This is a genomic window from Paenibacillus sp. FSL W7-1279 (assembly GCF_037969845.1).
Taxonomy (GTDB): domain Bacteria; phylum Bacillota; class Bacilli; order Paenibacillales; family Paenibacillaceae; genus Paenibacillus_AQ.
Genome location: NZ_CP150215.1, coordinates 1,978,575 through 2,002,323, shown reverse-complemented (window position 1 = coordinate 2,002,323; position 23,749 = coordinate 1,978,575). Strand labels below are relative to the sequence as shown.

Here is a 23,749-nt window from a genome sequence, read left to right as displayed (position 1 = left end):
TTCCCCTCTTCTCTTATTCGGTGCCGGTAACGGTTCCAATGGTTCTGACTTTTGCGTCAACGTTCACATGAATCTTGCATTGCGAAAATATAGATTGGCCACGGTCCCAGTCATTCTCGTAACGCACCCATGTGCGATATTCCCTTTCTTGGCATTTTTTCCAAAACCCCAGGAAGTCGGTTTTATATTCGTTCTGCGCCTTAAGAATAACGTCCATGGCAATTTGCTTGATCCGTTGCTCGGCTTTGCGTTTGATCTCTCCGTTTAATTCACGAATGTTTTCGCCTTGATCCAGCTCCGATTCTCCAATATTTCCTCTGACCGAAATCTCAACATCAAATTCAGGAAGTCCCCGATCGTCCAGATGGACGCGAATGATCCGGTTGAACTCCTTGACTTCATAAACAAGCTGTTTGCCGTGAACAACCAGTTCCAATGATGCTGTTTTGACCGTTCCCTGGATCATATTACGGCCCGTGGTTTCATCCTGGTCCAGAAAGCCCTTGAACTCGTAGTTCTCACCGTTAAACACTGCGGCGCCACTGGTGGATATTCTGTCATCCTCCGTGATGGAAATCTTAGGTAGGGCATAACTGGACTTGGATAGCAGAAAATGATGCAGTTCACCAATATTTGTAGGAGGCGTGATGGATTCGCTCTTATCCTTATTCTCTTGCGTTGAACGAATATATTGCGCAGGCAAGGTTTCAATCTTCGAATGGGTTTCCAGTATCTTGCTCGCCTCTCCATGAGAGACCATAATATTAGATGCTCTTCGGTTCTCCGGATCCCTGACGAATAAATCCAGTACATCCCCAACGTGCTCCGTTTCAACCAGTTTCTCCGAGATGATGATCACTTGGTTATGGGCAAGATAAGGAGAGCGGCTGATCTCATTCGACATCTTCCGTGCAGCCTTGAATACGCTGTCCGCGGTTGAGGATAGATTGATAAAAGGGCTCCCCCCCTCATTCTTCTGACCGCTGGACCCTTTCATCTGTGTAGGCACGACAATTTGAAACGTAAGCTTAATTTGTCCATTCTCTGCCTCATCAAGGGCAGTTCCTACCACAAATCCACGCTCCTCGATTTCTATGCGGTCCCAGCAGCCTGCCAAAGGCCATACCAGCATGAATAACATCAGCATCCGAAGCATTTTAGCCATTGCCCTTCACCCCCCGTATCTTGGCCACCAAGAACAGCAGAGCCGGAAGCACCCATGCGAATCCGATACCCATATAGCTGATCCATTCGGCAACTACGTTAAGCTCCCGGAGCGTGCTTGGCAATAAACCGAGGATGAACAGGATTGGTGCCAGAATGAGGATCATCGTAAATCTGCGATATTTCGGAAAAACGGATTCCAGTGCCAGTAAAGCTACATCAAACGCCATCGCATTCGTGCTGAATAACGTCATCAACCAGATGACAAAAAAGAAAAATTCAAACCGTTCAAATATACCCCCAGGGACCTCAACCTCTTTAGCCAATTCCGCTAACGGATACAATGTATTGGAGACCACGATCGGTCCAAAAACGCCAATGACAAAAACGAAAATAATGAAGTAGATAAAGATGGGTATTAACACCCCCCGGAAGACGGAACCGAGAAGCTTGCTTTTCCTGACAACGTAAATGTTATAGAACAGCATAATTTCGAGCCCTAAATAGGAGAATACCGTATCCTTTGAAGTGATAACGATTCGTCTCCAGTCGGTTTTCAACACAGGCAGCAGATAATGCATGTTTAAACTTCCGAGATTCAAAATTACGATCAGCAGCATGATCGATAGGACAATGGGGAAAAAAATCAGATTCAGGCGTACCAAAGCGATACTCGGCCCTGCGGCTGCGTAAATGAGCACCAGTAAGTAAACTAAACCGATGATTTCCTCCGGCGTGTTATCAAATAGATATAGTCTTGTGATGGTGGAAACCCCGCGCACTTGATAACTGACAAACAACAATAGGTATAAACTGATCAGCAGCGTCACCACATGGGCTGCTTTTCGATTCAGGATGATTGTTGCCATCGCATGATAATTTTTGCCGGGAAACCTTGAAGCCAACGCCCCGATCGCCCATGCAAATCCAAGAGCGATCATGCCCCCAAGCATGATCGACATCCAGCCATCCGAAAAATGGGTGTTCCTTGCAATCGTATTAGGGAGCGTAAGGATTCCGAGTCCTATCAACATATTACTAACAGAATATACAATCTCTTTACTGCCAATCGATTGATTGCTTAACTGGTTATTGTTCATTACAAATCACCGCTTTTTTGCCCGATGGATGTCTTGGGGCTTCATAAATAAAGGTCTGCGCGTAAGCCAAGTCACCGGCACGCGGATAAACATATCCTTCCAATCATGCTGAATAGAGGGTGCAACGGGACTGAGATAAGGGATTCCAAAAGTGTGCAGCCTCATCAAGTGGATACAGATCATGATAAAAGTCAACACGATCCCGTACAGTCCCAGAAAGCTTGCAGCAATCATGATTGCAAAGCGCAGCATTCGAAAAGATATGCCTGCGCTGTAAGATGGAATGGCAAAAGACGATATCGCTGTCAGGGCCACAATGATAACCATAATCGGGCTCACGATCCCAGCCTGAACCGCAGCCTCCCCTATTACAAGTCCTCCGACAATACCAATCGTCTGACCTATCGGCTTCGGTAGGCGGATTCCCGCTTCACGCAGCAATTCCAGTGTAACCTCCATCAGTAAGGCTTCGATCACAGCAGGGAAAGGTACGCCTTCCCGGGAGGCAGCAATCGAGAATACGAGCTTAAACGGAATCATCCCTGGATGGAAAGACAGAATAGCAATATACAGCGCGGGTAGAAACAAGGTAATTCCGATAGCCGCCAGGCGCAGCAAGCGTATAAGCGAGCCAATGCTCCATCGTTCATAATAATCTTCTGGCGAATGCAACAGAGAAACGAAAGTAAACGGTAGAAGCAGCACAAAGGGTGTACCATCCAGCAAAACCGCTACTTTTCCTTGCAGCAAGGCAGATGTCACTTTATCAGGTCGTTCGGTATTCAGGATCTGCGGAAACGGCGATAAAAAGCTGTCTTCAATCCACTGCTCTACCGTCCCGGATTCAGGAGCATAATCAAGATCCAGTGACTTCAGCCTGCGGTTCACTTCTTCGATTAGATCGGGATTCGTCAGGCCTTTAATATAGATGACCGCAAGGGATTGATTGGATCGTCTGCCGATGATGTGCGTGTCGATCGTCAGATTAGGCTCCCGAATATGTCTTCGCAATAGAGATATGTTCGTGTAAATGCTCTCCGTGAATCCCACCCTCGGCCCGCGAACCAACGCTTCGGTTTGAGGCTCCTCAATGCTGCGTGCCGGCCACTTCCGGCTTCTGATCAGTAAGACTTCATCCGTCCCCTCCAGCATTAAAGCGGTATCGCCCGAGAGTATGATAGGAATCACCTCATCCCATCGCCTTGTACGATTGGTTATCTGCAGCGATATCATCCGATTCTCAATCTCGTGCAGCATCATATGAGCACTTATCATGGATTCCTGGGAAAGCTCCTGATTTTGCTGGATCGGCTGGATTATCTGCTCCTTAATCAACAATTGATCAGATAACCCTTCGAGGCTGACAATGGCAGAGGTATAAGTGCTCCCTCCAACCTGCAGCACTTTCGTGGTAAGGTCGCTAGGATCGTTGAGTAACAAGCTAAATGTTGTCAGATTTTCCTTAAGATTCGTTGACAGGAATTCAGGTGTATGACCAGGCTGCCTTGTATTCAAGTGACCTCGACTCCTTCAACCATATTCTCCGTTATCATTGCCTCTGAAAGTTATTTTTATCCGGCATCAAAAATAGCCCCACAAAGTGGAGCCTATGCTTCGTTGCTTATATGCTTCGCTGAAAACTTATAAATTCAGTAATATGAAAAATGCTGCCCCATCAGCTTAAACGGATGGAGCAGCCTTTGAATTATAACAATCTTACAGTCTAAAACGAGACAAGGTCTCTTTCAGGTCATTCGATACATTCTCCAGCTGCGATGATAGATTAACCAGCTGACTGCTGACGCTTTGCTGCTCTGTAGAGAGAGAAGCTACCTCTTCCGAAGTTGCGGAGGATTCTTCCGCTACCGCGCTCACATTACTCATCGCTTCCGAAAGTACATTCTGAGATTCATTCAGTTCATCAATCGAATGCGTTACCGAATCCAAGGATTCGATAAAATCGACCATCTGCTGCTGAACGGATACGAAGATATCATTTGTTTCCTTAACAGCGTCCATCTGACCTTTGAAGAGAGGATTCGCATCCAGCAATACCTGGACGGTTTCATTCATCTCGGTCATGATCCGGTCTGTAATCTGGCTCACCATATCAATGGACTGCCTGGATTGGTCTGCCAGCTGGCGGATCTCATCGGCCACGACCATAAAGCCTTTACCAGCCGCCCCAGCACGGGCAGCCTCGATTGTTGCATTCAATGAAAGGATATTCGTTTGCTTTGTAATATTCTGAAGTACGTCCAGCACTTTGACAACCGAGGAGGTTGTCTCCTTCAAGCCATCAACCTTGTGCATCATGGAACGGGTCATATCCTCAGTCTGATGGGTCTTATCCAGCAAGTCGCTCAAATGCTTCGTTCCAAGCTCACTCGCGCTTTCCACGTGACGGGCCGATTTGCCCATCTCTTCGTTGGCTGAAACGACCATTTGCATCTGCTTCGAGATATTGTTGGTCAGATCGCTGCCGCGCTCGGCTTCAACCGCCAGACTGCTGGCACCGTTGGCAATTTCCTCGGTCGCTACGGCAATTTCTTTGGCGGAAATAGCCGTCTTCTTCGAGGCATCACTTAACTCGGTTGCCGTTCTAAGCACTTCCTGAGCGGTATTGCTCGTTTGCTGAACGAGTCCGGTAATCTGCTCCATCATATCGTTAAAGCTTGCGGAGAGCTGACCGATTTCGTCCTGGCTCTTATGGTCTGTGCGAACATTCAAATTGCCTTTGGCGCCTTCCTTCATCAACAGGTTAAGCTTGCCTAATGGACGGGCAATCATTCTTACCATCCAAATCCCGATCAGAATAGCAAAAATAACGTCGATGGCAGCCACGATAAGCGTGATGACCAGTATGCTTGATGCATCCTTCGTCAGCTCGCTGGTTTGGACAGATCCTACGAGCTTCCAATCGTTGGTGTTCAGCGTATTATAAACCGCCAGTACATTTCTTCCTTCCTCATCCTTCGTTCTTACGTCATCCGTTTTGGTGTCGGCCGGAAATTCCTTCGCAAACGTCCAAGCGGTTTCCGAACCTACAATGGAGGACTCGCTGGAGGAAACAACGATGCCTTCCGGACTGATCAATTGCAGCTGGCCGTTCTCGCCCAGGTTGATTCCCTTCAGCTGCGTATCCAGTACCGAGGCGTTAAGTTCAAACATCACCACATACGTTGAAGTCAGATCGTTCATAGACCCTAAAGAACGGGCAATCGTGAAATATGGTGCCCCGCTGTTCTGCATCGTTGGCAGCCACATAATCTTCTTGTCGCCTTCCTTCAATTCGGTATACCAGCTTTGCTCAAGGACGGTTTTCGAAGACTCTGAGGCTTGACCTGCCGATATGATCTTCTCACTCTTGGTAGGAATCAAATAAATGGCTCGGATCGACGAATCCGATGTAATCTGATTGGATAGTTTATCCCGAATGCTGCGCTCCACCGTAAACGCGTCGTAATCGCTTAACTTTTTATCCGTGTATTCAGACAACAACTTCTGCAATTCAATGTCATAGAAGATTTGTCTACCGGCATTCTCGTACTTCTCCAGAATGATGTCGATTTTCTCAGAGGTTTGAATGATCGTCTGCTGATTGCCGTTTGCAGCATTCTTCTCAATCGTGCTCTTCGCCTTATCGTAGGACAGATAACCCAAGACGATCACAAAAAATACAATCGCTGACAAAAAGATCAGGAACAATCGGATTCCGACGGATTTCGCCGGGTTCATCGGCATCCGGCTTATAGCCGTTCCCACGTTTGAAAAAAACGACTTGGCAGTATGTATCCCTGTTGATGCCGAAGATTTTTCCTTTTTCTCTTTGATACCCCCGGGCTTCTTGCCCTTTTTCGGCTTCTTATCATGCTGCTCAACTTCTGACATTAGCTGTTCACCTACCACAATTTATATTATTAATACGTCGGTCCAATCCCTTGTAACGTATTCGTTACTCTTTATTTCGACAATTGGAGGTGTTTTCCTTTGGGTTTTCGCAAAAAAATAATTCTTAATCCCTAATTTTTTTACAAATAAAAAGAATCCAAGGTCCATCCACAGACCCGGATTCTCAATTGTGTAGTTCTTTAGATCTATTTTTTGTTATCCTTTACGCTTTCTCATCATATCAAAATGGCGCACCGGCTGATCCACCTTCATGCGAATGAGCTGCAAAGGATGGCGAGCTGCATCAAGTTCACTGCCGTTCTCATCCTCAATAGGACCAACTGCCTGCTTAAAGAAGGTTCCTTCCGGTCCGAAAAACTCGATTTCATCCCCTGGCTTAAAGTGGTTCCGCTGCTGAACGACAGCCGTTCCCGACTTCTCGTCATAGTCCATCACCAGGCCGGCGAAGTCATAAGGGACCGCCTTCTCTTCGGGTTCATAGATATGATCCTCATGGTCCGGTGTATCATAGAAGAACCCGGTATTCAGCGGTCGATTGGCCGCTTTATTAATTTCTTCGATCCATTCCGGCTTCAATACATAATGATCAGGGTCAGCCATATAGGAATCAATCGCCTGTCGATATACATTAACCACAGTCGCTACGTAATGGATCGACTTCATCCGTCCTTCAATCTTGAAGCTGTCGATTCCCACCTCAATCAGATCCGGAATATGCTCGAGCATGCAGAGATCCTTCGACCCCATCGTAAACTGGTTGTCTTCCGGCTGGAACAACGGGATCTGCGTAACGCCCGGTTTGAATGGGGACGGAGCAGGGGCCGGCTGTTCCATCAACTGCTGCTCTTCCGATACCCACTGGCCTTGCTCTTCTCTTCCATCCACAAACAAATCGTATTTCCAACGGCAGGATTGGCAGCATCCGCCCCGGTTGGAATCACGATCCGTAAAATGATTGGACAACACGCAGCGACCGGAGAACGAGGAGCACATCGCGCCATGGATAAAGGCCTCAATCTCAATATCGACATGCTCTTTAATCGCCGCGATTTCCTCCAGACTCGCCTCGCGTCCAAGTACAACCCGCGGCAATCCTTCATCCTTCCAGAACTTCACGGCCTGCCAATTCAGCGTGGATTGCTGTGTGCTCAGATGAACTTCGAGCTTGGGCGCGGCACGTTTGGCCACTTCAATAATTGCCGGATCTGCGGCGATGATTGCCGCAATGCCTGCTTCCTCCAAACTTCGCAGGTAGGCTTCAATTCCCTCAATGTCCTCATTATGCGCATATATGTTGGTTGCCACAAATACTTTGGCGCCGTATTTCTTGGCGAACTCCACGCCCTCTTTCATTTCTTCAAAACTGAAATTGTCCGCATTTGAACGAAGCCCGTATTTCTGGCCCCCAATGTATACCGCATCGGCGCCATAATGCACCGCAAATTTCAGTTTTTCCAGATTACCCGCCGGGGCGAGCAATTCCGGCTTGTCCAGGCGATAGCGTTTGCCCTTGTACTTTGGCTGTGCCATTGCTTCCATGCTGTCCACTCCTTAATAAACTTGTTCCTTATAGAAAAATCCAAACGACAATTCACGTTCCGGATCCTGAATCGCGCGAATTCCGTCCATCCACTCTTCCTGAAAAGCATAAGTGGATGCATCTGCAGCATATAAATCAATCGCTTGGCGATAGGTTCGAATCACCAGCTCATTGTAATGCCGCGGCTTCAGCAGCGTCTCAACCTTAAAGCTGTCCATGCCTGCTGCCATTAACAGATGCAAATCCTCCAGAATGCAAATATCCTCCGAACTCATAATATGGGTTCCGTTGATATCTTCATAGATCGGATATTTCTCTTCTTGACGCTCAGCTTCAATGAGAAACAAACCGCGCTCCTTGCCAAGGCTGCCTTCATGCACCGGTCTGCCCTGCTGCTGCATATAGCTGTTCACCAGGCGCCGCTTGGAATGATAGATGTTGGTCATGCCATGAACCTGAACCTGTGCTTCCAGCTGAAGCTGCGGCTTCATGTCGGTTACCTCGTCCATATTTAATTCACGCGCAAGAATAACCCGGGAGGCGCCTTTGCTTCCCCAGTAATTGGCCGTTGAATAGTTGGTGGCGGTCATTTCTGCGTTCCAATGAAGTTTTACCTGTGGAGCCAGCTCTTTTACGGTAGTGAGTACGGATGGATCGTTAAATTCCACCGCGTCTACCCCGATTTCTCCGAGCGCCTTAACATAGGCAGGTAGCTCGGGCAGCAAATCATTTGTCATCAAGTTGTTCAAGCTGACGTACACTTTGCTTCCTCGCTCATGAGCAAGCTGTACGACTTGGATTATTTCGTCCAATGTCAGACTGCCAGGCAGTCTCATGCCGAATCGATCCTCGCCAACGAGCAGTGCGTCGGCTCCCGCTTCCAGGTAAGCAGCGGCATCAGCCAGAGACCCGGCTGCTGCCAATAATTCAGGTTTGATACTCATTTAAAAATTCCTCCCTACTTAGAGGTTGTTCAACAAGACTCTTCTGAGTACGAGCTGGATCTGTTCCTTGTCACTCAGCGTATCAGCGGACTTGCTCAACACGTAATATTATTGTTGTGCCATCTTCTTGCTGGTCTCGATATTCTTCAAATGCTCTTTATACGTTTTGGCAAACAGATGCTCTTGTGTACCGTCTTTCTTTGTTACATAGAACAAATAATCGGATTTCTCCGGATTCAAAGCAGCCTGAATCGATTCCAGGCTCGGGCTCGAGATCGGGCCAGGCGGCAGACCCTTTTGACGATATGTGTTATACGGGCTTTCAACCTCAAGGTCGGCATAAAGCAATCGTTCCTTCGGTTTATCCAACAGATATTGCACGGTTGCATCGATTTCCAGCTTCATGTCCTCTTCCAATCGATTATATATAACGCCAGCCACCAGGGCACGCTCCTGATCTGCAACCACTTCCCGCTCCACCAGCGAAGCGATGGTCATGAGTTCATGGAACGTTACGCCGCGAGCCTCCAATTGACTCTCCCAATCCGGAATTTCGGCCAAACGTTTCTCCGTTTCTTTCAGCATGGTTTCTACAATACCTTTTGCCGTAATATCCTTTTTCGGCAGATTATAGGTCGCAGGGAACAAGTATCCCTCGAGATGATGCCTGAGGCCTGCCTCCTGGGGAATTTCTCCAGCAATCGGAACATCCCAGCCGGCCGGCTGATCCACAACTTTCAAGAATTCCTTCTCATCGATTCCGCTCTCTTGAGCGATGGTCTCCGCCATTTGAAGGATCGTATATCCCTCAGGGATCGTGAAACGAACCATCTCCTCGGGCTTCACTTCGCCTTTGTTCATCTTTGATAACAGTTCCTTGAACGGAGTGCCTGGGGTTGCCTCATAGGTTCCTGCCATCAGACGGCTTCCTTCCCCGCTAAGCTTTAAATAACCTTTAAGTATAAGGGCATTCTTGATCAGTCCCTTTTCCTCAAGCAGATCGGCGATAGAGGACGTGCTCATGCCGGACTCCACGGTGAATTCGACGGGAGTTTCCGAGCTTTGAACGGGCTGTAAACCATTCCATACGTAAAATACGGCCCCGCCCGCAAGGAGGATCAGGACCAATACTGCTATTGCCAGTTTCTTCAATCTACTCATCCCTTCACACCAAAAGGGGCGGACAGCTCCGCCCCTTCCTGAACTTTCATTTGAAAATTAAGCATGTGCTCCTGCAGGAGGGAACTTAATCCTCGTCTCCTTCGGGAAACGTCAGTTCATCATAGAGCTCTGACACATTCTCCCATTCCTCGTCGTCGTCAATGGTTGACAGCTGCAATCCGCCGTCCTCGCCCTTGACGATACGAAGCACCTCGTACTCCTCATCGGTTCGATCCGGCTGAACCAGAATGGCATACCCTTGACCATCCACTTCAAATTCGGCGGCAATATCATAAACCTCGATATGGCCTTTATCGTCCTCAAGCTCGACACTCTCACCGAATGCTTCCTTAAGTACTTGGGTCCATACGATATTCTCAACCGAAAAATCAGACATCATTCGTCTCTCCCGTCCAGCTCTTCCACGAGCGTATTGAAGGTTTCTTCAACAATGGCCCATTCTTCATCGTCTTCAATCATAAACAATTTCAAGTCGTCTCCGTCTTCCTCATAACGGAAGGCGTAGACCTCGTCTGTCTCTTCGTCGGCAGACTCCCTTGGTACGACCATCATATATTTAGCATCCGAGCCATCCACTTCGAATTTCATGATGACTTCGAATTCTTCCTCGTTGCCTTCATCGTCGGGAATATAAATAATTTCCGGTTCTTCTTCCATACCAATATGCTCATTAGCCATTGTAATCACCCTCACCTTTACCTTTTAGAATCCAAGTAGTTTTGCAAAATCAAGCTTGCCGCCATTTTATCTACAACCTGTTTTCGCTTCTTTCGGCTGACATCGGCTTCAAGCAATGTCCTTTCAGCGGATACTGTTGATAGCCGTTCATCCCAAAGGTGAACGGGTAAGGATAGGGACTCTCGCAATGTGCTTGCGAATTCCATGCAGATTTCGCCCCGCGGACCAATCGTGCCGTTCATATTTTTAGGCAAGCCGACCACGATTTCACCGACCTCGTTATCTTTGACGAGTGCGGCAATTCTGTCCAGTTCGCCTTCATCACGGCGGCGCTCGATAACTTCAACCCCTTGGGCCGTCCATCCGAACGCGTCGCTTATGGCAACACCGATTCTGCGGTCCCCGTAATCCAATCCCATGATCTTCTTCATCCCTGTGTGCTCCTAACGGTGACTGGCTAAATAGAACCGGACCAGTTCTTCAATCAATTCATCTCGCTCTTTTTTCCGGATCAAACTTCTGGCATTATTGTGCCGAGGTATATAAGCGGGATCCCCGGACAAAAGATACCCTACGATTTGGTTAATCGGATTGTACTCCTTCTCTACCAGCGAATCGTACACCGAAAGTAGAATGTCCTGGGCGGAAGCCTCCTTTTCATCACCTTTTACATTGAACTTGACAGTCTTATCCATGGAGTCCATGTGTGACACACCTCGCTTCTTCAAAGAACATGTTTACCATGCTTCGTCGAATAAATATTTACCAGCTTGATCTAGTTATATCATAACATAATCCTAAGTCTCTACGGAAATCGAAAGCGAAATATTTAGAGAGTGTTCCAAAAAATTCGGGATTGTGTACAGCAAAACGTTGGATCCCGCTTACGATTGCCAGCTGTACACAATCTGGACAAATCTGTTACACGCCCCGGGCTATGAGATCCTCGGCGTGCTGCAGCGCCTGGGTCAGTTTGGAACCATCCTTGCCCCCGGCTTGCGCCATATCCGGACGGCCTCCGCCGCCTCCGCCGCATATCGAAGCCACTTCTTTAACGAGCTTGCCGGCATGATAGCCCTGCTTCACCAGATCCTGCGGAACGGCTACGACGAAATTCACCTTGTCGCCTGCTTTGGAGCCGAGCACGAGGATCGCCTCCGGCAGCTTGCCCTTCAATTCGTCAGCAATGCCGCGGAGTCCATCCATGCTGCCAGCCTGCACTTCAGCTGCAAGCAGCGACGTGTTCCCGACCTGCTTCACTTTATCGGTCAACTGGCTAGCCTCAATCGCTCCAAGTTTGCCTTGCAGGGACTCGTTCTCCCGGGCAAGATCCTTCACCTGCTGGTTCAGGCCTTCAATCCGCTTCGGCACGTCCGCAAGATTGCTCTTCAACAAACCTGCGGCTTGCTTGAGCAGATCCATTTGGCCTTCCAGATGCTCATAAGCGTAACGTCCCGTTACGGCTTCAATGCGGCGAACGCCGGAGCCGATACCGCTCTCGCCAAGCAGCTTGAAGATTCCGATCTGGGAGGTGTTGGCTACATGGCATCCGCCGCACAGCTCGATGCTGTAATCTCCGACCTGAACGACACGGACGATATCTCCGTATTTCTCTCCGAACAATGCCATAGCGCCCATCGCCTTCGCTTCATCAATCGCCTTGCGCTCGATAACGACCGGAATGCTCTTCCATACCTGTTCATTCACGCGGCGCTCAATATCGGCCAGCTCCTCAGGCGTAATGCTGCCGAAGTGGGAGAAGTCGAAGCGCAGACGCTGCGGTTCAACAAGGGAACCTGCCTGATTGACATGATCGCCCAGCACTTCCTTCAATGCTTTATGCAAAAGGTGTGTGGCGGTATGGTTCTTGACGATATCATTGCGCATAGCGGAGTCCACCTGCGCTTTGACCGTATCGCCCACTTTAAGCTCGCCGAGCTCTACGGTTACGAAATGCACATGCTGTCCATGCGGAGCCTTGAAAAGACCTTCCACTCGGGCACGAACGGATCCGCCTTCTATCATCCCCTGGTCGCTGACCTGACCGCCGCTTTCGGCATAGAACGGGGTAACGTCCAGAATGACCTGACAGGTCTCGCCTTCACTGACGCTGTCTGCGAAGCTGTCACCGGAAACAATGGCGAGCACTTTCGCCTCGCTGACGGTGTCATTATATCCAACAAATTCACTTTTAACCGTATAATCGGAAAGAACACCGCCTTGAATCTTCATGCTTTCCGTTTCATGACGGGCCGCACGCGCACGATCACGCTGTTCCTTCATTGCAGCATCAAAGCCTTCACGGTCCACGGTCAATCCGTGTTCGGACGCATAATCCTCCGTTAAATCAAACGGGAAGCCATACGTATCATACAATTTGAACGCGTCGCTGCCGCTGATGACCGATTTGCCCTGCTTCTTCGCTTCGGCGCTAACGTCAGCCAGGATGTTCAAGCCGTCGGAGAGCGTTTTGTGGAACTGTTCTTCTTCCGTTGCGATGACCTTCTCGATAAAGGCGCGCTTCTCAACGACCTCTGGATAGTATACGCCCATAATATCGCCTACGGTACCGGTCAATGTATACATGAATGGTTTGTCCAGCCCGAGCACCTTTCCGTAACGAACCGCACGACGGAGCAAACGACGGATGACATAACCGCGGCCTTCGTTGGAAGGCAGCACGCCATCGCCTACTGCGAACGCAACCGTACGGATATGGTCTGCAATGACCTTCAGCGCGATATCGTACTCCGTCTTCTCATTGTATTTAACGCCGGCAAGCTCTGCCGTCTTCTGGATGATCGGCTGGAACAGGTCGGTATCGAAGTTGGACGCTACGTTTTGCAGGATGGAAGCAAAGCGCTCGAGTCCCGCACCCGTATCAATGTTCTTGTTCGGAAGCGGTGTATAGCTGCCGTCCTTGTTGTGGTTGAACTGGGAGAATACGAGGTTCCATACTTCGAGCCAGCGTTCATTCTCACCGCCAGGGAACATTTCGGATTCCGGAGCATCCGTGTCGTATCCTTCACCGCGATCATAGAAAATCTCGGTACAAGGTCCGCAAGGTCCTTCGCCGATATCCCAAAAGTTATCCTGCAGCTTAATGATGCGTTCCTTCGGCAGTCCGATTTTTTCATTCCACAATTTGAAGGCTTCCTCGTCTTCCGGATACACGGTAACGGACAGTTTCTCCGGATCGAAGCCGATCCATTTCTTGTCCGTTAGGAACTCCCAAGCCCAGGTGATAACCTCTTCTTTAAAATAATCCCCAATGGAGAAGTTGCCCAACATTTCGAAGAATGTATGGTGACGACGGGTTTTGCCGACATTCTCAATATCATTGGTCCGAATACATTTTTGCGAATTCGCAATTCTCGGATTCTCCGGCTTCACACGCCCGTCAAAATAAGGCTTGAGCGGAGCCATGCCTGCATTAATCCAGAGCAAGGACGGGTCATTGTGCGGAACAAGCGATGCACTTGGCTCGATATTGTGGCCTTTCTCTGCAAAAAACTCTAGCCATTTGGAACGGATTTCACTAGCTTTCATCTCTACACTTCCTCCAGTCATAATATGGCGTCCGGATCACTTGGTTCCGAACACAAAAAACGCCCCTGAATTAAATTCAGGGACGATGTTCTCGCGGTACCACCCTGGTTATCGTCCATTCATCCTCCAGCAGGGTCCTCCTGGAATCACATATGTGACGATCGCCTCGTAACGGCTGGATAACGGGGGCCACCCGGTGAATTTGAATCACACTCAAAAATTAGCATTCGGCTTAGGTTCGCTTCCAGGTTCTCGCAGCCAGCCGGAAATTCTCCGGGCAGGAACCTGTTCTCTGGGCAAGGTACGCAAAGCCTACTTGATTTTCTCATCGATTTGTACGTTTATAGGTTTATCATTTCAAGTATATATAGGGCGTAACTATCTGTCAATGCATGAACATTGCCGCTACAGACTGGAGTCTTCAGCCGGATTTCCTTCTGACATAATAAGCGAAAAAATGCTGCAGCAGCACTTTGATGACGGCAAAGACGGGAACAGCCAAAATCAAGCCCACGGTTCCTGCGATTTGACCGCCGACAAGGAGCGCAAAAATGATCAGGAGCGGATGCATATGCAGCTTTTTCCCCACCACTTGGGGCGAAATGATGTTGCTCTCCAGCGTCTGGCAGATCATATTAACGGCCACCACCAGCAGCACCATCTTCCAGGAAATCGTAGACGCCATCACAAGCGCAGGAGCCGCCCCGAGAAAAGGGCCCAAATACGGAATGATGTTAAACACCGCCACGATGCTTGCCAGCAGCAGTGCGTAAGGCATACCAACGATCATATAGCCTACATAAGCCAGTACGCCGATGATTAAGCATACCAGGAATTGTCCGCGAACATAGTTTCCAAGAGCCGTGTCGATTTCCTTAAGCAGCGTAACAATCGACTTCCGGCGGCTCCGCGGCAGATAGGATACTGCGGTTCGCTGGAACACCTCAAAATCTTTTAATATGTAAAAGATCAAGAATGGAACAATTAACACGTTAAACAGGATATTAATCGTGTTGCCGATATTGTCCATGAAATCCGAGATCCCTCCGGCCAGCCTCGATTCCATCTGTAAGAACCAGCTGTTGACGCCTGTCCTTACTCCCGGAGGCAGCAGCCTGCTGTCCAGATTGGTCATCAAGCTTTGGGCGTTCATCGTTAATTCAGGCAAGTGCTCGTTGAGCTCCTCCAGCTGTCGAATCAGCATCGGAATCATGTTCATCAGAATGACGGCAAGCGACGTGAGAAAGACGGCATAAATGAGCAGCACCGCCATGCTCCGCGGAACTTTGCGGTCAGAGAGCATGCATACAACCGGATTGAGCACATAAGATATGATCATGGCAACCAGAAATGGCGCCAGGACAGCTTTGAGAAATCGATAGACATCCAGAAACAGCGGACGCAGCAGCCAGACAAAGTAAAGAGAGATGAGTCCGAGCATTAACCATACCAACAATCGAAACCATTTGTTCTCGGTCAGCTGTTCCACACAGGCACCCTCCTTTTTCGAAAGCTACCCTGTAGTATATGTACAAGCATCCAGAAATAAACTAACATTTCCGCCGGACAAAGTGAAAAAGACTCCTGCTTCGTCAGCCGTACAGGCCTTCAGCAAGGAGTCGTTATCTTACAATATGTACGCGTTCTTTAGGAAGACGCGTGCATAGGAGGGAAATCCGGCTGCATTTCATCACCGAAGAACAAATCATCCAGCGAGCTGAGCGTCCCATCCTCTTCTACCTGGTATACGGACATTTTCTCTCCGTTGACTGTCAATTCGATAAAGCAACCCCAGCAATAAAACTGGTGGGAGCCGATTTTCCCAATATCTTTGGAACTACAGTTTGGACATTTCATCCTACCTCACCCTATCCGTTCACAGAATTAATGGCTTTTTCCAGACGCTGTTCGCTCATCGGGGGTACCATAACGGCACTTTCGCCGATAGCCATTTCCGCTGTGCAAGGCAGCCATTTGCGACCTTCGATCAAATCCGAGACAAATCCATCGGATATTTCCAACCCTAGTATTGTATTGCCCTGTTCCTGCTCAAAATAAACATCGGATATACGCCCGAGCAGGATACCATCCTCTGTCAAGACCTGCATCTCTTTCAGTTTGCGCTTGCCCAAAAGGTACGTAAGCGGTATATCATTGGCGCCCAGCTTGCGGACAGCCTCTTGGCTCCGGATCATGACGGCATCTTCCCCGTATGCTACGATATCTTCCCATGAGACGCTTTTCACATGCGAGGAAAACAAAGCCTTGCCTTCCAACTCCAACCCGGTAATCAACCAGTTCTCATCTAGTATAAAATCGTGGATTTTGCCGATTTCCTTACCGTTCTCCACGTCGAATACAGCCAGTCCAATCATTTCTTGAAGTTTCATATACAGTGGACACCTCCTCATCCTTCATGGTTTGAAATCAGCCGCCGGTCAAAATTTCGTCAGCCTGACGGGCCATTTCCAAGGATGAAATGGACGAACGCATACCCCCTATTCCCTAGAAGGAGAAATCCCTTAACATCTATTTACGTAACCGATTAAGGATGGTTCCAATTTTTTGGGCTGTGTACTCCATTTCTTGTGTAGTATTACCCAAACCGAAACTAAAACGAATCGCGGAGCGCAAAACAGGATCAGAAAGTTTCATTGCTTGGAGTACATGGGATATTTCCAGAGATCCCGACGTACAAGCCGAGCCGCTTGCCGCCGCAATTCTTTCCATATCGAGGTTCATCAGCATCGTCTCCGTGTTGGCACCGGGAAAGCTGATATTTAGGATGTGAGGTAGGTAATGTTCCGAATTTCCGTTGATCACAAAATCATCCTCGCCAATCTCCTGACGAAGCCCTTCAAGCAGCGTCGATCTCAGCTCGCGATAATGCCGGATACGCGCCTCCATATTATGAACGGTCCATTCCACTGCTGCTGTAAAACCGGCAATTCCAGCCATATTCTCTGTTCCGGCGCGACGCTTCTTCTCCTGCAGCCCTCCGAACAGACGCGGAGATACGCTGAGACCTCTGCGGACAACCAATGCTCCGACGCCCTGGGGGCCGTTGATTTTGTGGGCAGAAAAACTCCACATATCCACAGGAAGCTCGCGGCAGTTGATCGTTTCCGATCCCAAGGCCTGAACAGCATCGGTATGAAACACGATGCCCCGGCTGCGGCAGAGCTCGCCGATTTCGCTGATCGGCTGAACGGTGCCTACTTCATTGTTGCCATACATAATGGTGACAAGCGCTGTGTTGTCCTGAATTGCACCCGCAATGTCCTCCACAGAGACTCGCCCGGTAGAGTCGACGGGGACATAGGTAACCTCACAGCCCCTCCGTTCCAGCTCATGGCATGTATGAAGCACCGCATGGTGTTCAATCGCCGACGTAATCACATGCTTGCCCTTCACACCTAGCGACTCCAGCAATCCAAGTATAGCCAGATTATCGCTCTCGGTTCCGCCGGCCGTGAACACCAGCTCGTCCGATTGGCATCCTAAAAGGGACGCAATTCGATCACGCGCCCCATTCACGATCTTCTTCGCTTCCCGTCCAAAAGCATGAACGCTTGAAGCATTGCCGTATTGGCTTGTCATCACCTTCATCATCCGCTCGGCAACCTCCGGATGAACCGGGGTTGATGCGGCATGATCCAAATATACTGATCTCATATCCGTCACCCTTAAATATAGAACATATATCTGACAGGATGTACAAGATTAAAGTTCATTCTACAACAACCCTTTCAGAATCAAGATTTTAGCGTCTTACATCATAGTACAACCTACAAGGAAAAACAACAACCTACAGGCTTTTTTGTGGGTAAAGTGTGGGTTCTGAAAATCCACAAACGCACATTGAAAAAGGACTCCAACTCTTTAGTTGCTGAGTCCTTTTTCATACTAAAAAACCTCGCCAGCAAAACGCCAGCAGGGTTTTATTTTTCTTCAATATTTTGTCCAGTAATCCATGTTCCCCTTCCTTGGCGGTGATTTACCCAGCTCTTCTGTCTTGATGATCTGAATCCCGTCTGTCACAGATTTATCAGGCCACACGATGAAGCCTTGATCTTCCAGGTATTGGAGCCCACTCAGTAAATCTGGACGCCTCCGTCCGGTCATCGTCTCTAAGCGTTTAAAATCAGGCATACGGCTTTTATGTAATGGGCTCGGGTAATTGATCAATATCCGTAATAGCTTACGTTCAGGGTCCGGGAGCATGTTGAATACCTCCTGTAAACAAGAATATCTGTTTGTATTATATGGGAACAAATGTTCTTTTTCAATGCAAAAAAATGCCACCGATCACTATACCTCGGTGGCTTCTTCATCTACATATTCAATTAAGTCAGCAACGCTAGTTAATTCGAGTGCCTTATATACCTTATCTAAATTATCTGGAGACCATGCTTTGGATTTGTTCTTAACCATGTCAAGAATTGTAGGATAGCGGATTCCGGTCAATTCAGATAATTGATTCGCGTTCATTCTTTTTTCAAATAGGACTCTGTCCAGCTTAAGTTTGAACATTCTGATCACCTCACTTTCATTATATACGATTATCGTTAAATGTAAACGATTATAGAATATTTTATACGAATATCGTTGACAATTATACGAATATCGTATATAATTAAATCAGAAAGGAGGTGAGAGACAAGGATGGAAAAATTGCTAATGGATGCTTTTGAAAAGCTCCAAAAACGAGAACACCTCCTTAGAGTGACCCGAGACCAGATGGGACTGGGACGGATCACCAAGGAGGAATTCAAAAATCGTGAGGAACAGATACTTGGACGGTATGCCCTCACGGATGCAGAACAGCGGGCGTATGACCTGCACCACCGCATGACGCAGCATAAGCGTCGCGGATAAGTTTCAGGAGAGGGGCCGAGATCAGGCCCCTCTTTTTTTACGCCGCTGTACCTGTTTTAGGTTAAAGGAATCATATTCAAATATCAACTGGTCAAACTGTTCTGAAGTAAGATAGACCAGTGGTACCAAAACATTGTCCTGTACGGCGTAGTCGAGATACTGGATTTTCTTAGACACCAGATTTCCCTCCTTGTTCAGGATCTGTTTGTTTCCATTATTATATATCAAGTGGTGGCATAAATAAACTTTCGGATAAACAAAAAAGAACCCCGCCAGCCTAAGCCAGTAGGGTCTTTGCTCTTATAACCAACGTGACATATTAGAGGGAGAGTGAATTAGGGAATACATCACTCAATATGAGTATAGCCGCTTAATGATGCTTTATACCTTCATCTCGAGCGTGGCTGTCTTGGTCTTGTTATCGAAGCCTACCTTTGCTCTAAGCGCCTCGCCTACTGCACGAAGAGGTACATAGGTCACATCGTCGATCAGTTTTCCATCCTTGATCTTTTTCCCGTTCACAATGACATTCACTTTATCGCTATCTTGTTTCACGTTGGCAGCTCCCTTTCTTGATAGTCCTTTTTTGAGTTCGTCCATCCGGAAATATTGACCTGGGCAAGCTGTCGAAGCAAGTTCCTTATGACCGACGACTTTCGCCGAAGGGTATTTTCCCAATAACCATGCATTTAACGCAATCCCCGCTGCAAGCTGTGCGTCGGTCATCTGCTGCTGAGTAAAATCGCCTTGATACCCGACATGGAGTGAATCGTGATTGTGACCTGACACCCCGGCCCCATAATGGAAGCCGCGCCCTTCATAGATCGTTCCATCAAACCCAATCCACCAGTTATAACCGATCCCGTTCCAACCTCGGGAGTTTTTATGAAAATCATGGACCTCGTGAATACCCCACGTCTTATGAGCCATATGGTGCTGAACTAAAAAAACCACCTTTGACGGCGGCGGATCTAAGGCATATTTAAATTTAAGTCCAGGGTCAACGATATTTAGCTTTGTCATTCTGTTGCTCCCCCTTCTCATTAAGCTGTTCCAGGAACTCTTTAATTTTTGGTGGGATGTACACGCCAAGTATCCCCAGATTCTCCATTACTGACAAACCTTCACGGCCAGCGTAAAAATAAACAGCCAATATGCGGAACACAGCCGAATCATCGCCAACCCAACCATCGATCAGCACTGCCAGGCCGACCACGAAAAGAATCGTGATCTTACGAATGCCGCCCCAGAACATGACTTCGCTGTTAACGCTCTTCGTCTTGATGGCCCCCAGAATGCCGGTCACGTAATCAGCCACCATTAATGCGATCAAGAACTGAAGCGGCTTATCCCAACCGCCAAGCAGCGTTGCAAACAATCCTAGCGCTGCTACAACACCGCCTGTTGCTGCCTCTTTACCAGATGCGCCAGCTGCAGCCGAGAGCACTGTACTCCCCATTAGCTTCAATTGATTAAATAACATGGTATCACCCTCCACAAATTAAATAGCCCCCGGACCACCCAGGGGCATAACCGACACGTTCACTATTGCGACGTGTCGGTTATGCTGTTAAACCATTAACCAATCTCACGCAAATGCCCACCATTCTAACGTTCCTGAATAAATACCATGAATCGGAATCAAGAATGAACCGTTGGTTATTGATACTGGAGACCGATTTTGAACAGGCATGCCAGCAAACGAACCTATCGGATTTGTAAACACAGCTAACGTGAGTATGTCATACTTGTATTCTGTTAAGTTCCAGCCACGTTTAAAGATTGTTGTATTTATACCTTGTTTAGCGACTATAACAGACGGTTGAAATGACAACCCGGAAACTTGTATATAGTTCATATCTCGACTTTGAGTGTCCGAAACCCAAAAACTAAGGTGACCACTACTTACAGGTGCAGTACCGGTGGCCCAAGGCGTACCCTCTACCAACGTTCCCACCGTCCCGCCGATATCCACGCCCTTTCTGATGTTTTCCGGCAACTTGTTAGGCATACCAATTGTAAATTCTGTCGTTTGGTCCATCAGCCCCGAGTGATGGGGTTTGGCACCAACATAAGCACCCGGTTTAGGTTCTAGTTGAGCAGTAAGCCCGAAGCCTTTGTAATTTTCAATGTCTCCCGAAACAAATTGACCATTCACAAACGCTCTCTTGTGTTTCACTATGTCGGCGGAAGTCGCAGGATTATAATCGTCATAAGTATCAATTACATTAGGGGCCCCGTCCACTCCCAAAACTTTGGCCCCCGCCCGGATGTTGTTTGATACAAGGTTGGGATCGTATGCCTGTATTGTCACCTGCGTTCCCGGTGGGTAATAACCACCGTCTATATTGACGTAAGTATCTACATAGGCATCTCCGTCTGGGTTCGACCATAATCCGGATTTAAACTGATTTCCTTGTGTCGGAATTGTTCCGGTCACTATCCCGTTATCCGTCCCTATCGTTTTAGGTGCTAATACGTCGGCGGCTGTTGCACTCCCGTATTCACCCCCTTCACCCTGTAAGATAAAAGCCGTTCCGTCATAAACCAACGTGTATACTCCGTCTGCATCAAGTTTAGCCACACGACCATTAGGTTTTTTCAGGGGTACAGCACCAAGGCTGTTAATTTGCAGTGTGGGGTTTGTGCCACTGGCTATGTGGGCGCGAAATGACACACGCAACCCCTCAAATAAACTTGACACCTTACTGCTTGTTACGGTGTATGCCGTATTGGAACCCTCCGTAGTCCCAAGCCAAACGGTAGCACTCAATCCCAAGTCATTGATCTCCTGTCCGATCTGATTCATATCCTTGGGAAGTACACTATCTTGAATGGTCCAGTCTGTTTTTGCCATCAGTTAGTTCCCCTCCTTAACCTCTATTGTTTGTAATATGAGTGTGTCTGATGAAACCGGCAAGTAAACAGGATTAGAAGAGATGAGCTCCCCTGCTTCACCCGTTAAATCAATTTGAGTTACCAAGGAAATGCTACTTGCTGGCACGATATAGTTAAGGGCCATCATTGATCCGGTTACCTGCTTAACTTCAAAATCTGTAATCTCGTATGTCCCGTTAAGGACCACCTTGCTTACTCTTGAATCGACGTACTCAGCAACATCGTTTAAGACTTGGGATGAGATCATTTAAGTAACACCTCCGCGCCTAAATTAGCAAATGGTTTTTCTCCTAGTTTCCACGACCCATCCAGCTTATAATTCCATGTGATATCCCGCTTAACGATTCGTTCTTTTAGGTCAATGACATCGTTTAAGGAAGTGTTTTGTTGATAGATCATGTTCGCGGGCTTTATGGTTTGTATAGTGTGTTGAACTTCCCTGAACACGTTGGCATTATCGATGTTTGTCGTCACGTACAGGATGAAGTTATCCACGTCAACGGATACAATGGTCATTCCTTGGCCCACAAGTCTATCAAGCTGCTCTTGTAACCATCGAACGGTGAACGGAGGCTTGGTCTGATAGCGGTTCAGAATCCTTTGACGCCGGAAGTCTAATGTCTCGGTCGTAGGATTGGCCTGAATACCCAACATCAGCTCCCGCCGTTTAATCGCCTGAAGACTTGAAAGCATGACAAACTGGTCATCGAATAGCTGCTGAACAGCCGTTTCTAGTTGATCCAGCTCTATATCTTCGGTTTGGCCCAGCTCCTTGAATTCAAGAAATTCCTGATAATACTCTGGAAGATACGGCATAATCCGATCAGACATGAACTGTCACCGTCCCTATACCCGGGATTTCCTCTTCTCCCAAGGTAATGTTCGCAGCTGCACCGTTTAAGGTTGTGTTGGCAATGTCGATTACACCCGGCACAGTCAAGATGGCCGCCTCAATAAGAGCTACCCGGATGATAATTTGATCTTGAGTCGCCCAGCTTTTCCGTTGACCCATCAGATAATCCATAATGACTTCTTCTATGGGTCCCTGCACCTGCCCCTGACTCGTACCCGGCTCAAGAGTGACGGTAGTAACAATGTCAATAAGGGATGTCGTAACTCCCACAATTGTCACCCGGTGCCCAATGGGGGCTGTTCCGAATCCTAGGCCGCTATTAACGATAGGATCAACCGTAGTCTGCACTTGTTCCAACAGCACGGAGGACGGCGTTTTCCAATCCGCTCCAATGATCGTACATTTGACGGTACCGCCGCCTTTCCAAACCGGGGATACCTTCGTCGCTCCGACACCATCCAGCGCGTTAATTGTTTTCTTGTAATCCGAGACATTCCCGCCGAAATCCGGTTCGTTTACCGTTTGGTAGTATCTAGCCCTTAAATCTTCATCCGTTTCCTCATCTGCGCCGGGTACAAGAATCTCTTCAAGGACTGCCCGGGAAAGCCCGTTAATGTAGTCTACCGGCAGCATGGCACCGAACTTCTGATTACCGACCACGCCCGCAGTTTCACATTCCAGCAAGAATACGCCAGTTCGAATTTTCGAGATCACAACATAATTGGTATCCTCAATGGAAAACCGGCTGCCGATGGGGATATCAAACAATTGATTGGAATTATTGTAAAATCTCCCCTCACACCTTGCCTTTGTTGCTGGCTCCCGGTTGACGCCAAACTCCGCTGTTCTTCGGGCCAAATCCTCACCTGTAGCCGTATCCGCATAGGATAAGGCATTGTTAAGATCCAGCTCCATATAGACTTGTGCCAACTCCGCGGCTGCCGGAGCCAAAGCGTCATAAATAATGCTGCCTTCCCTCTTGTCGATTCCTTCCGGCACCCGGTCCAGCATTCGTTCTAAAATGGCTTCGTATGTTTGATGTTCGTACATG

At 48.1% G+C, this 23,749-nt stretch carries 26 protein-coding genes; 1 reads left to right on the top strand and 25 read right to left on the bottom strand.

Features of this window, described 5'->3' with window-relative positions; translation table 11 throughout:
* Window positions 1-13: 13 nt before the first annotated feature.
* The 18 genes from MKY82_RS08685 to MKY82_RS08600 all read right to left on the bottom strand — a co-directional run bounded on the left by MKY82_RS08685 (window position 14) and on the right by MKY82_RS08600 (window position 18,602).
* On the bottom strand, window positions 14-1,165 hold the full coding sequence (locus MKY82_RS08685) for a Ger(x)C family spore germination protein (RefSeq protein WP_339295947.1): 1,152 nt from the start codon (window positions 1,163-1,165) through the stop codon (window positions 14-16).
* On the bottom strand, window positions 1,158-2,264 hold the full coding sequence (locus MKY82_RS08680) for an endospore germination permease (RefSeq protein WP_194541524.1): 1,107 nt from the start codon (window positions 2,262-2,264) through the stop codon (window positions 1,158-1,160). The genes MKY82_RS08685 and MKY82_RS08680 overlap by 8 nt, the downstream gene beginning before the upstream one ends.
* A 6-nt stretch (window positions 2,265-2,270) precedes the next feature.
* Entirely contained in the window at window positions 2,271-3,779 is a 1,509-nt protein-coding gene (locus MKY82_RS08675; RefSeq protein WP_339295946.1) for a spore germination protein, read from the bottom strand.
* 201 nt (window positions 3,780-3,980) lie between these two features.
* Window positions 3,981-6,155, bottom strand: coding sequence for a methyl-accepting chemotaxis protein (locus MKY82_RS08670; protein WP_194541522.1), 2,175 nt, complete (start codon window positions 6,153-6,155; stop codon window positions 3,981-3,983).
* Window positions 6,156-6,371: 216 nt separating this feature from the next.
* Window positions 6,372-7,715: a U32 family peptidase gene (locus MKY82_RS08665; RefSeq protein WP_339295945.1), complete on the bottom strand. Its 1,344-nt coding sequence runs from the start codon at window positions 7,713-7,715 to the stop codon at window positions 6,372-6,374.
* A gap of 12 nt (window positions 7,716-7,727) precedes the next feature.
* The gene (locus MKY82_RS08660; RefSeq protein WP_339295943.1) at window positions 7,728-8,660 is read right to left on the bottom strand and encodes a peptidase U32 family protein; all 933 of its coding nucleotides are present in this window, start codon (window positions 8,658-8,660) and stop codon (window positions 7,728-7,730) included.
* Between the two features lie 108 nt (window positions 8,661-8,768).
* Window positions 8,769-9,812 carry an endolytic transglycosylase MltG gene (gene mltG, locus MKY82_RS08655; RefSeq protein ID WP_339224363.1) on the bottom strand — a complete coding sequence of 348 codons (1,044 nt, stop codon included), beginning with the start codon at window positions 9,810-9,812 and terminating at the stop codon, window positions 8,769-8,771.
* Window positions 9,813-9,906: 94 nt separating this feature from the next.
* Window positions 9,907-10,221 carry a DUF1292 domain-containing protein gene (locus MKY82_RS08650; RefSeq protein ID WP_233354791.1) on the bottom strand — a complete coding sequence of 105 codons (315 nt, stop codon included), beginning with the start codon at window positions 10,219-10,221 and terminating at the stop codon, window positions 9,907-9,909.
* Complete coding sequence (locus tag MKY82_RS08645; protein WP_071222779.1) at window positions 10,218-10,520, bottom strand: DUF1292 domain-containing protein; 303 nt, start codon at window positions 10,518-10,520, stop codon at window positions 10,218-10,220. Before MKY82_RS08645 ends, MKY82_RS08650 begins: the two co-directional genes overlap by 4 nt.
* 17 nt (window positions 10,521-10,537) lie before the next feature.
* The gene (gene ruvX, locus MKY82_RS08640) at window positions 10,538-10,951 is read right to left on the bottom strand and encodes a Holliday junction resolvase RuvX (RefSeq protein WP_194541519.1); all 414 of its coding nucleotides are present in this window, start codon (window positions 10,949-10,951) and stop codon (window positions 10,538-10,540) included.
* 12 nt (window positions 10,952-10,963) lie between these two features.
* Entirely contained in the window at window positions 10,964-11,224 is a 261-nt protein-coding gene (locus tag MKY82_RS08635; protein WP_006208869.1) for an IreB family regulatory phosphoprotein, read from the bottom strand.
* 217 nt (window positions 11,225-11,441) lie between these two features.
* The gene (gene alaS, locus MKY82_RS08630) at window positions 11,442-14,069 is read right to left on the bottom strand and encodes an alanine--tRNA ligase (protein WP_339295942.1); all 2,628 of its coding nucleotides are present in this window, start codon (window positions 14,067-14,069) and stop codon (window positions 11,442-11,444) included.
* Between the two features lie 421 nt (window positions 14,070-14,490).
* On the bottom strand, window positions 14,491-15,558 hold the full coding sequence (locus tag MKY82_RS08625; protein WP_071222776.1) for an AI-2E family transporter: 1,068 nt from the start codon (window positions 15,556-15,558) through the stop codon (window positions 14,491-14,493).
* 158 nt (window positions 15,559-15,716) lie between these two features.
* A complete protein-coding gene (locus MKY82_RS08620) occupies window positions 15,717-15,926 on the bottom strand; it encodes a hypothetical protein (RefSeq protein ID WP_071222775.1) in 210 nt (69 codons plus the stop codon).
* Window positions 15,927-15,937: 11 nt separating this feature from the next.
* Window positions 15,938-16,459, bottom strand: a complete 522-nt coding sequence (locus MKY82_RS08615) for a PRC-barrel domain-containing protein (RefSeq protein ID WP_071222774.1) — start codon at window positions 16,457-16,459, stop codon at window positions 15,938-15,940.
* A gap of 139 nt (window positions 16,460-16,598) precedes the next feature.
* A complete protein-coding gene (locus tag MKY82_RS08610) occupies window positions 16,599-17,744 on the bottom strand; it encodes a cysteine desulfurase family protein (RefSeq protein ID WP_339295941.1) in 1,146 nt (381 codons plus the stop codon).
* Window positions 17,745-18,020: 276 nt separating this feature from the next.
* Window positions 18,021-18,293, bottom strand: coding sequence for a hypothetical protein (locus MKY82_RS08605; RefSeq protein WP_339295940.1), 273 nt, complete (start codon window positions 18,291-18,293; stop codon window positions 18,021-18,023).
* A gap of 87 nt (window positions 18,294-18,380) precedes the next feature.
* Window positions 18,381-18,602 carry a helix-turn-helix transcriptional regulator gene (locus MKY82_RS08600; RefSeq protein ID WP_339295939.1) on the bottom strand — a complete coding sequence of 74 codons (222 nt, stop codon included), beginning with the start codon at window positions 18,600-18,602 and terminating at the stop codon, window positions 18,381-18,383.
* A gap of 132 nt (window positions 18,603-18,734) precedes the next feature.
* Here MKY82_RS08600 and MKY82_RS08595 point away from each other — a divergent pair, with 132 nt between their 5' ends.
* Window positions 18,735-18,947 (top strand): hypothetical protein, encoded by a 213-nt coding sequence (locus MKY82_RS08595; protein ID WP_339295938.1) that lies wholly within the window; start codon window positions 18,735-18,737, stop codon window positions 18,945-18,947.
* A 21-nt stretch (window positions 18,948-18,968) separates the two neighbouring features.
* Here MKY82_RS08595 and MKY82_RS08590 read toward each other — a convergent pair whose 3' ends face one another.
* From MKY82_RS08590 to MKY82_RS08560, 7 genes are all read right to left on the bottom strand, one after another.
* Window positions 18,969-19,124, bottom strand: a complete 156-nt coding sequence (locus tag MKY82_RS08590; protein ID WP_339295937.1) for a hypothetical protein — start codon at window positions 19,122-19,124, stop codon at window positions 18,969-18,971.
* A gap of 204 nt (window positions 19,125-19,328) precedes the next feature.
* Window positions 19,329-19,970 carry an N-acetylmuramoyl-L-alanine amidase gene (locus tag MKY82_RS08585; RefSeq protein WP_339295936.1) on the bottom strand — a complete coding sequence of 214 codons (642 nt, stop codon included), beginning with the start codon at window positions 19,968-19,970 and terminating at the stop codon, window positions 19,329-19,331.
* The gene (locus MKY82_RS08580) at window positions 19,948-20,430 is read right to left on the bottom strand and encodes a phage holin family protein (RefSeq protein WP_339295935.1); all 483 of its coding nucleotides are present in this window, start codon (window positions 20,428-20,430) and stop codon (window positions 19,948-19,950) included. The genes MKY82_RS08585 and MKY82_RS08580 overlap by 23 nt, the downstream gene beginning before the upstream one ends.
* A gap of 105 nt (window positions 20,431-20,535) precedes the next feature.
* A complete protein-coding gene (locus tag MKY82_RS08575) occupies window positions 20,536-21,804 on the bottom strand; it encodes a hypothetical protein (protein ID WP_339295934.1) in 1,269 nt (422 codons plus the stop codon).
* Window positions 21,805-21,807: 3 nt separating this feature from the next.
* Window positions 21,808-22,092, bottom strand: a complete 285-nt coding sequence (locus MKY82_RS08570) for a ketopantoate hydroxymethyltransferase (RefSeq protein ID WP_339295933.1) — start codon at window positions 22,090-22,092, stop codon at window positions 21,808-21,810.
* The gene (locus MKY82_RS08565) at window positions 22,089-22,676 is read right to left on the bottom strand and encodes a putative phage tail protein (RefSeq protein WP_339295932.1); all 588 of its coding nucleotides are present in this window, start codon (window positions 22,674-22,676) and stop codon (window positions 22,089-22,091) included. The genes MKY82_RS08570 and MKY82_RS08565 overlap by 4 nt, the downstream gene beginning before the upstream one ends.
* Window positions 22,669-23,748, bottom strand: coding sequence for a baseplate J/gp47 family protein (locus MKY82_RS08560; RefSeq protein WP_339295931.1), 1,080 nt, complete (start codon window positions 23,746-23,748; stop codon window positions 22,669-22,671). The genes MKY82_RS08565 and MKY82_RS08560 overlap by 8 nt, the downstream gene beginning before the upstream one ends.
* Window position 23,749: the final 1 nt, after the last annotated feature.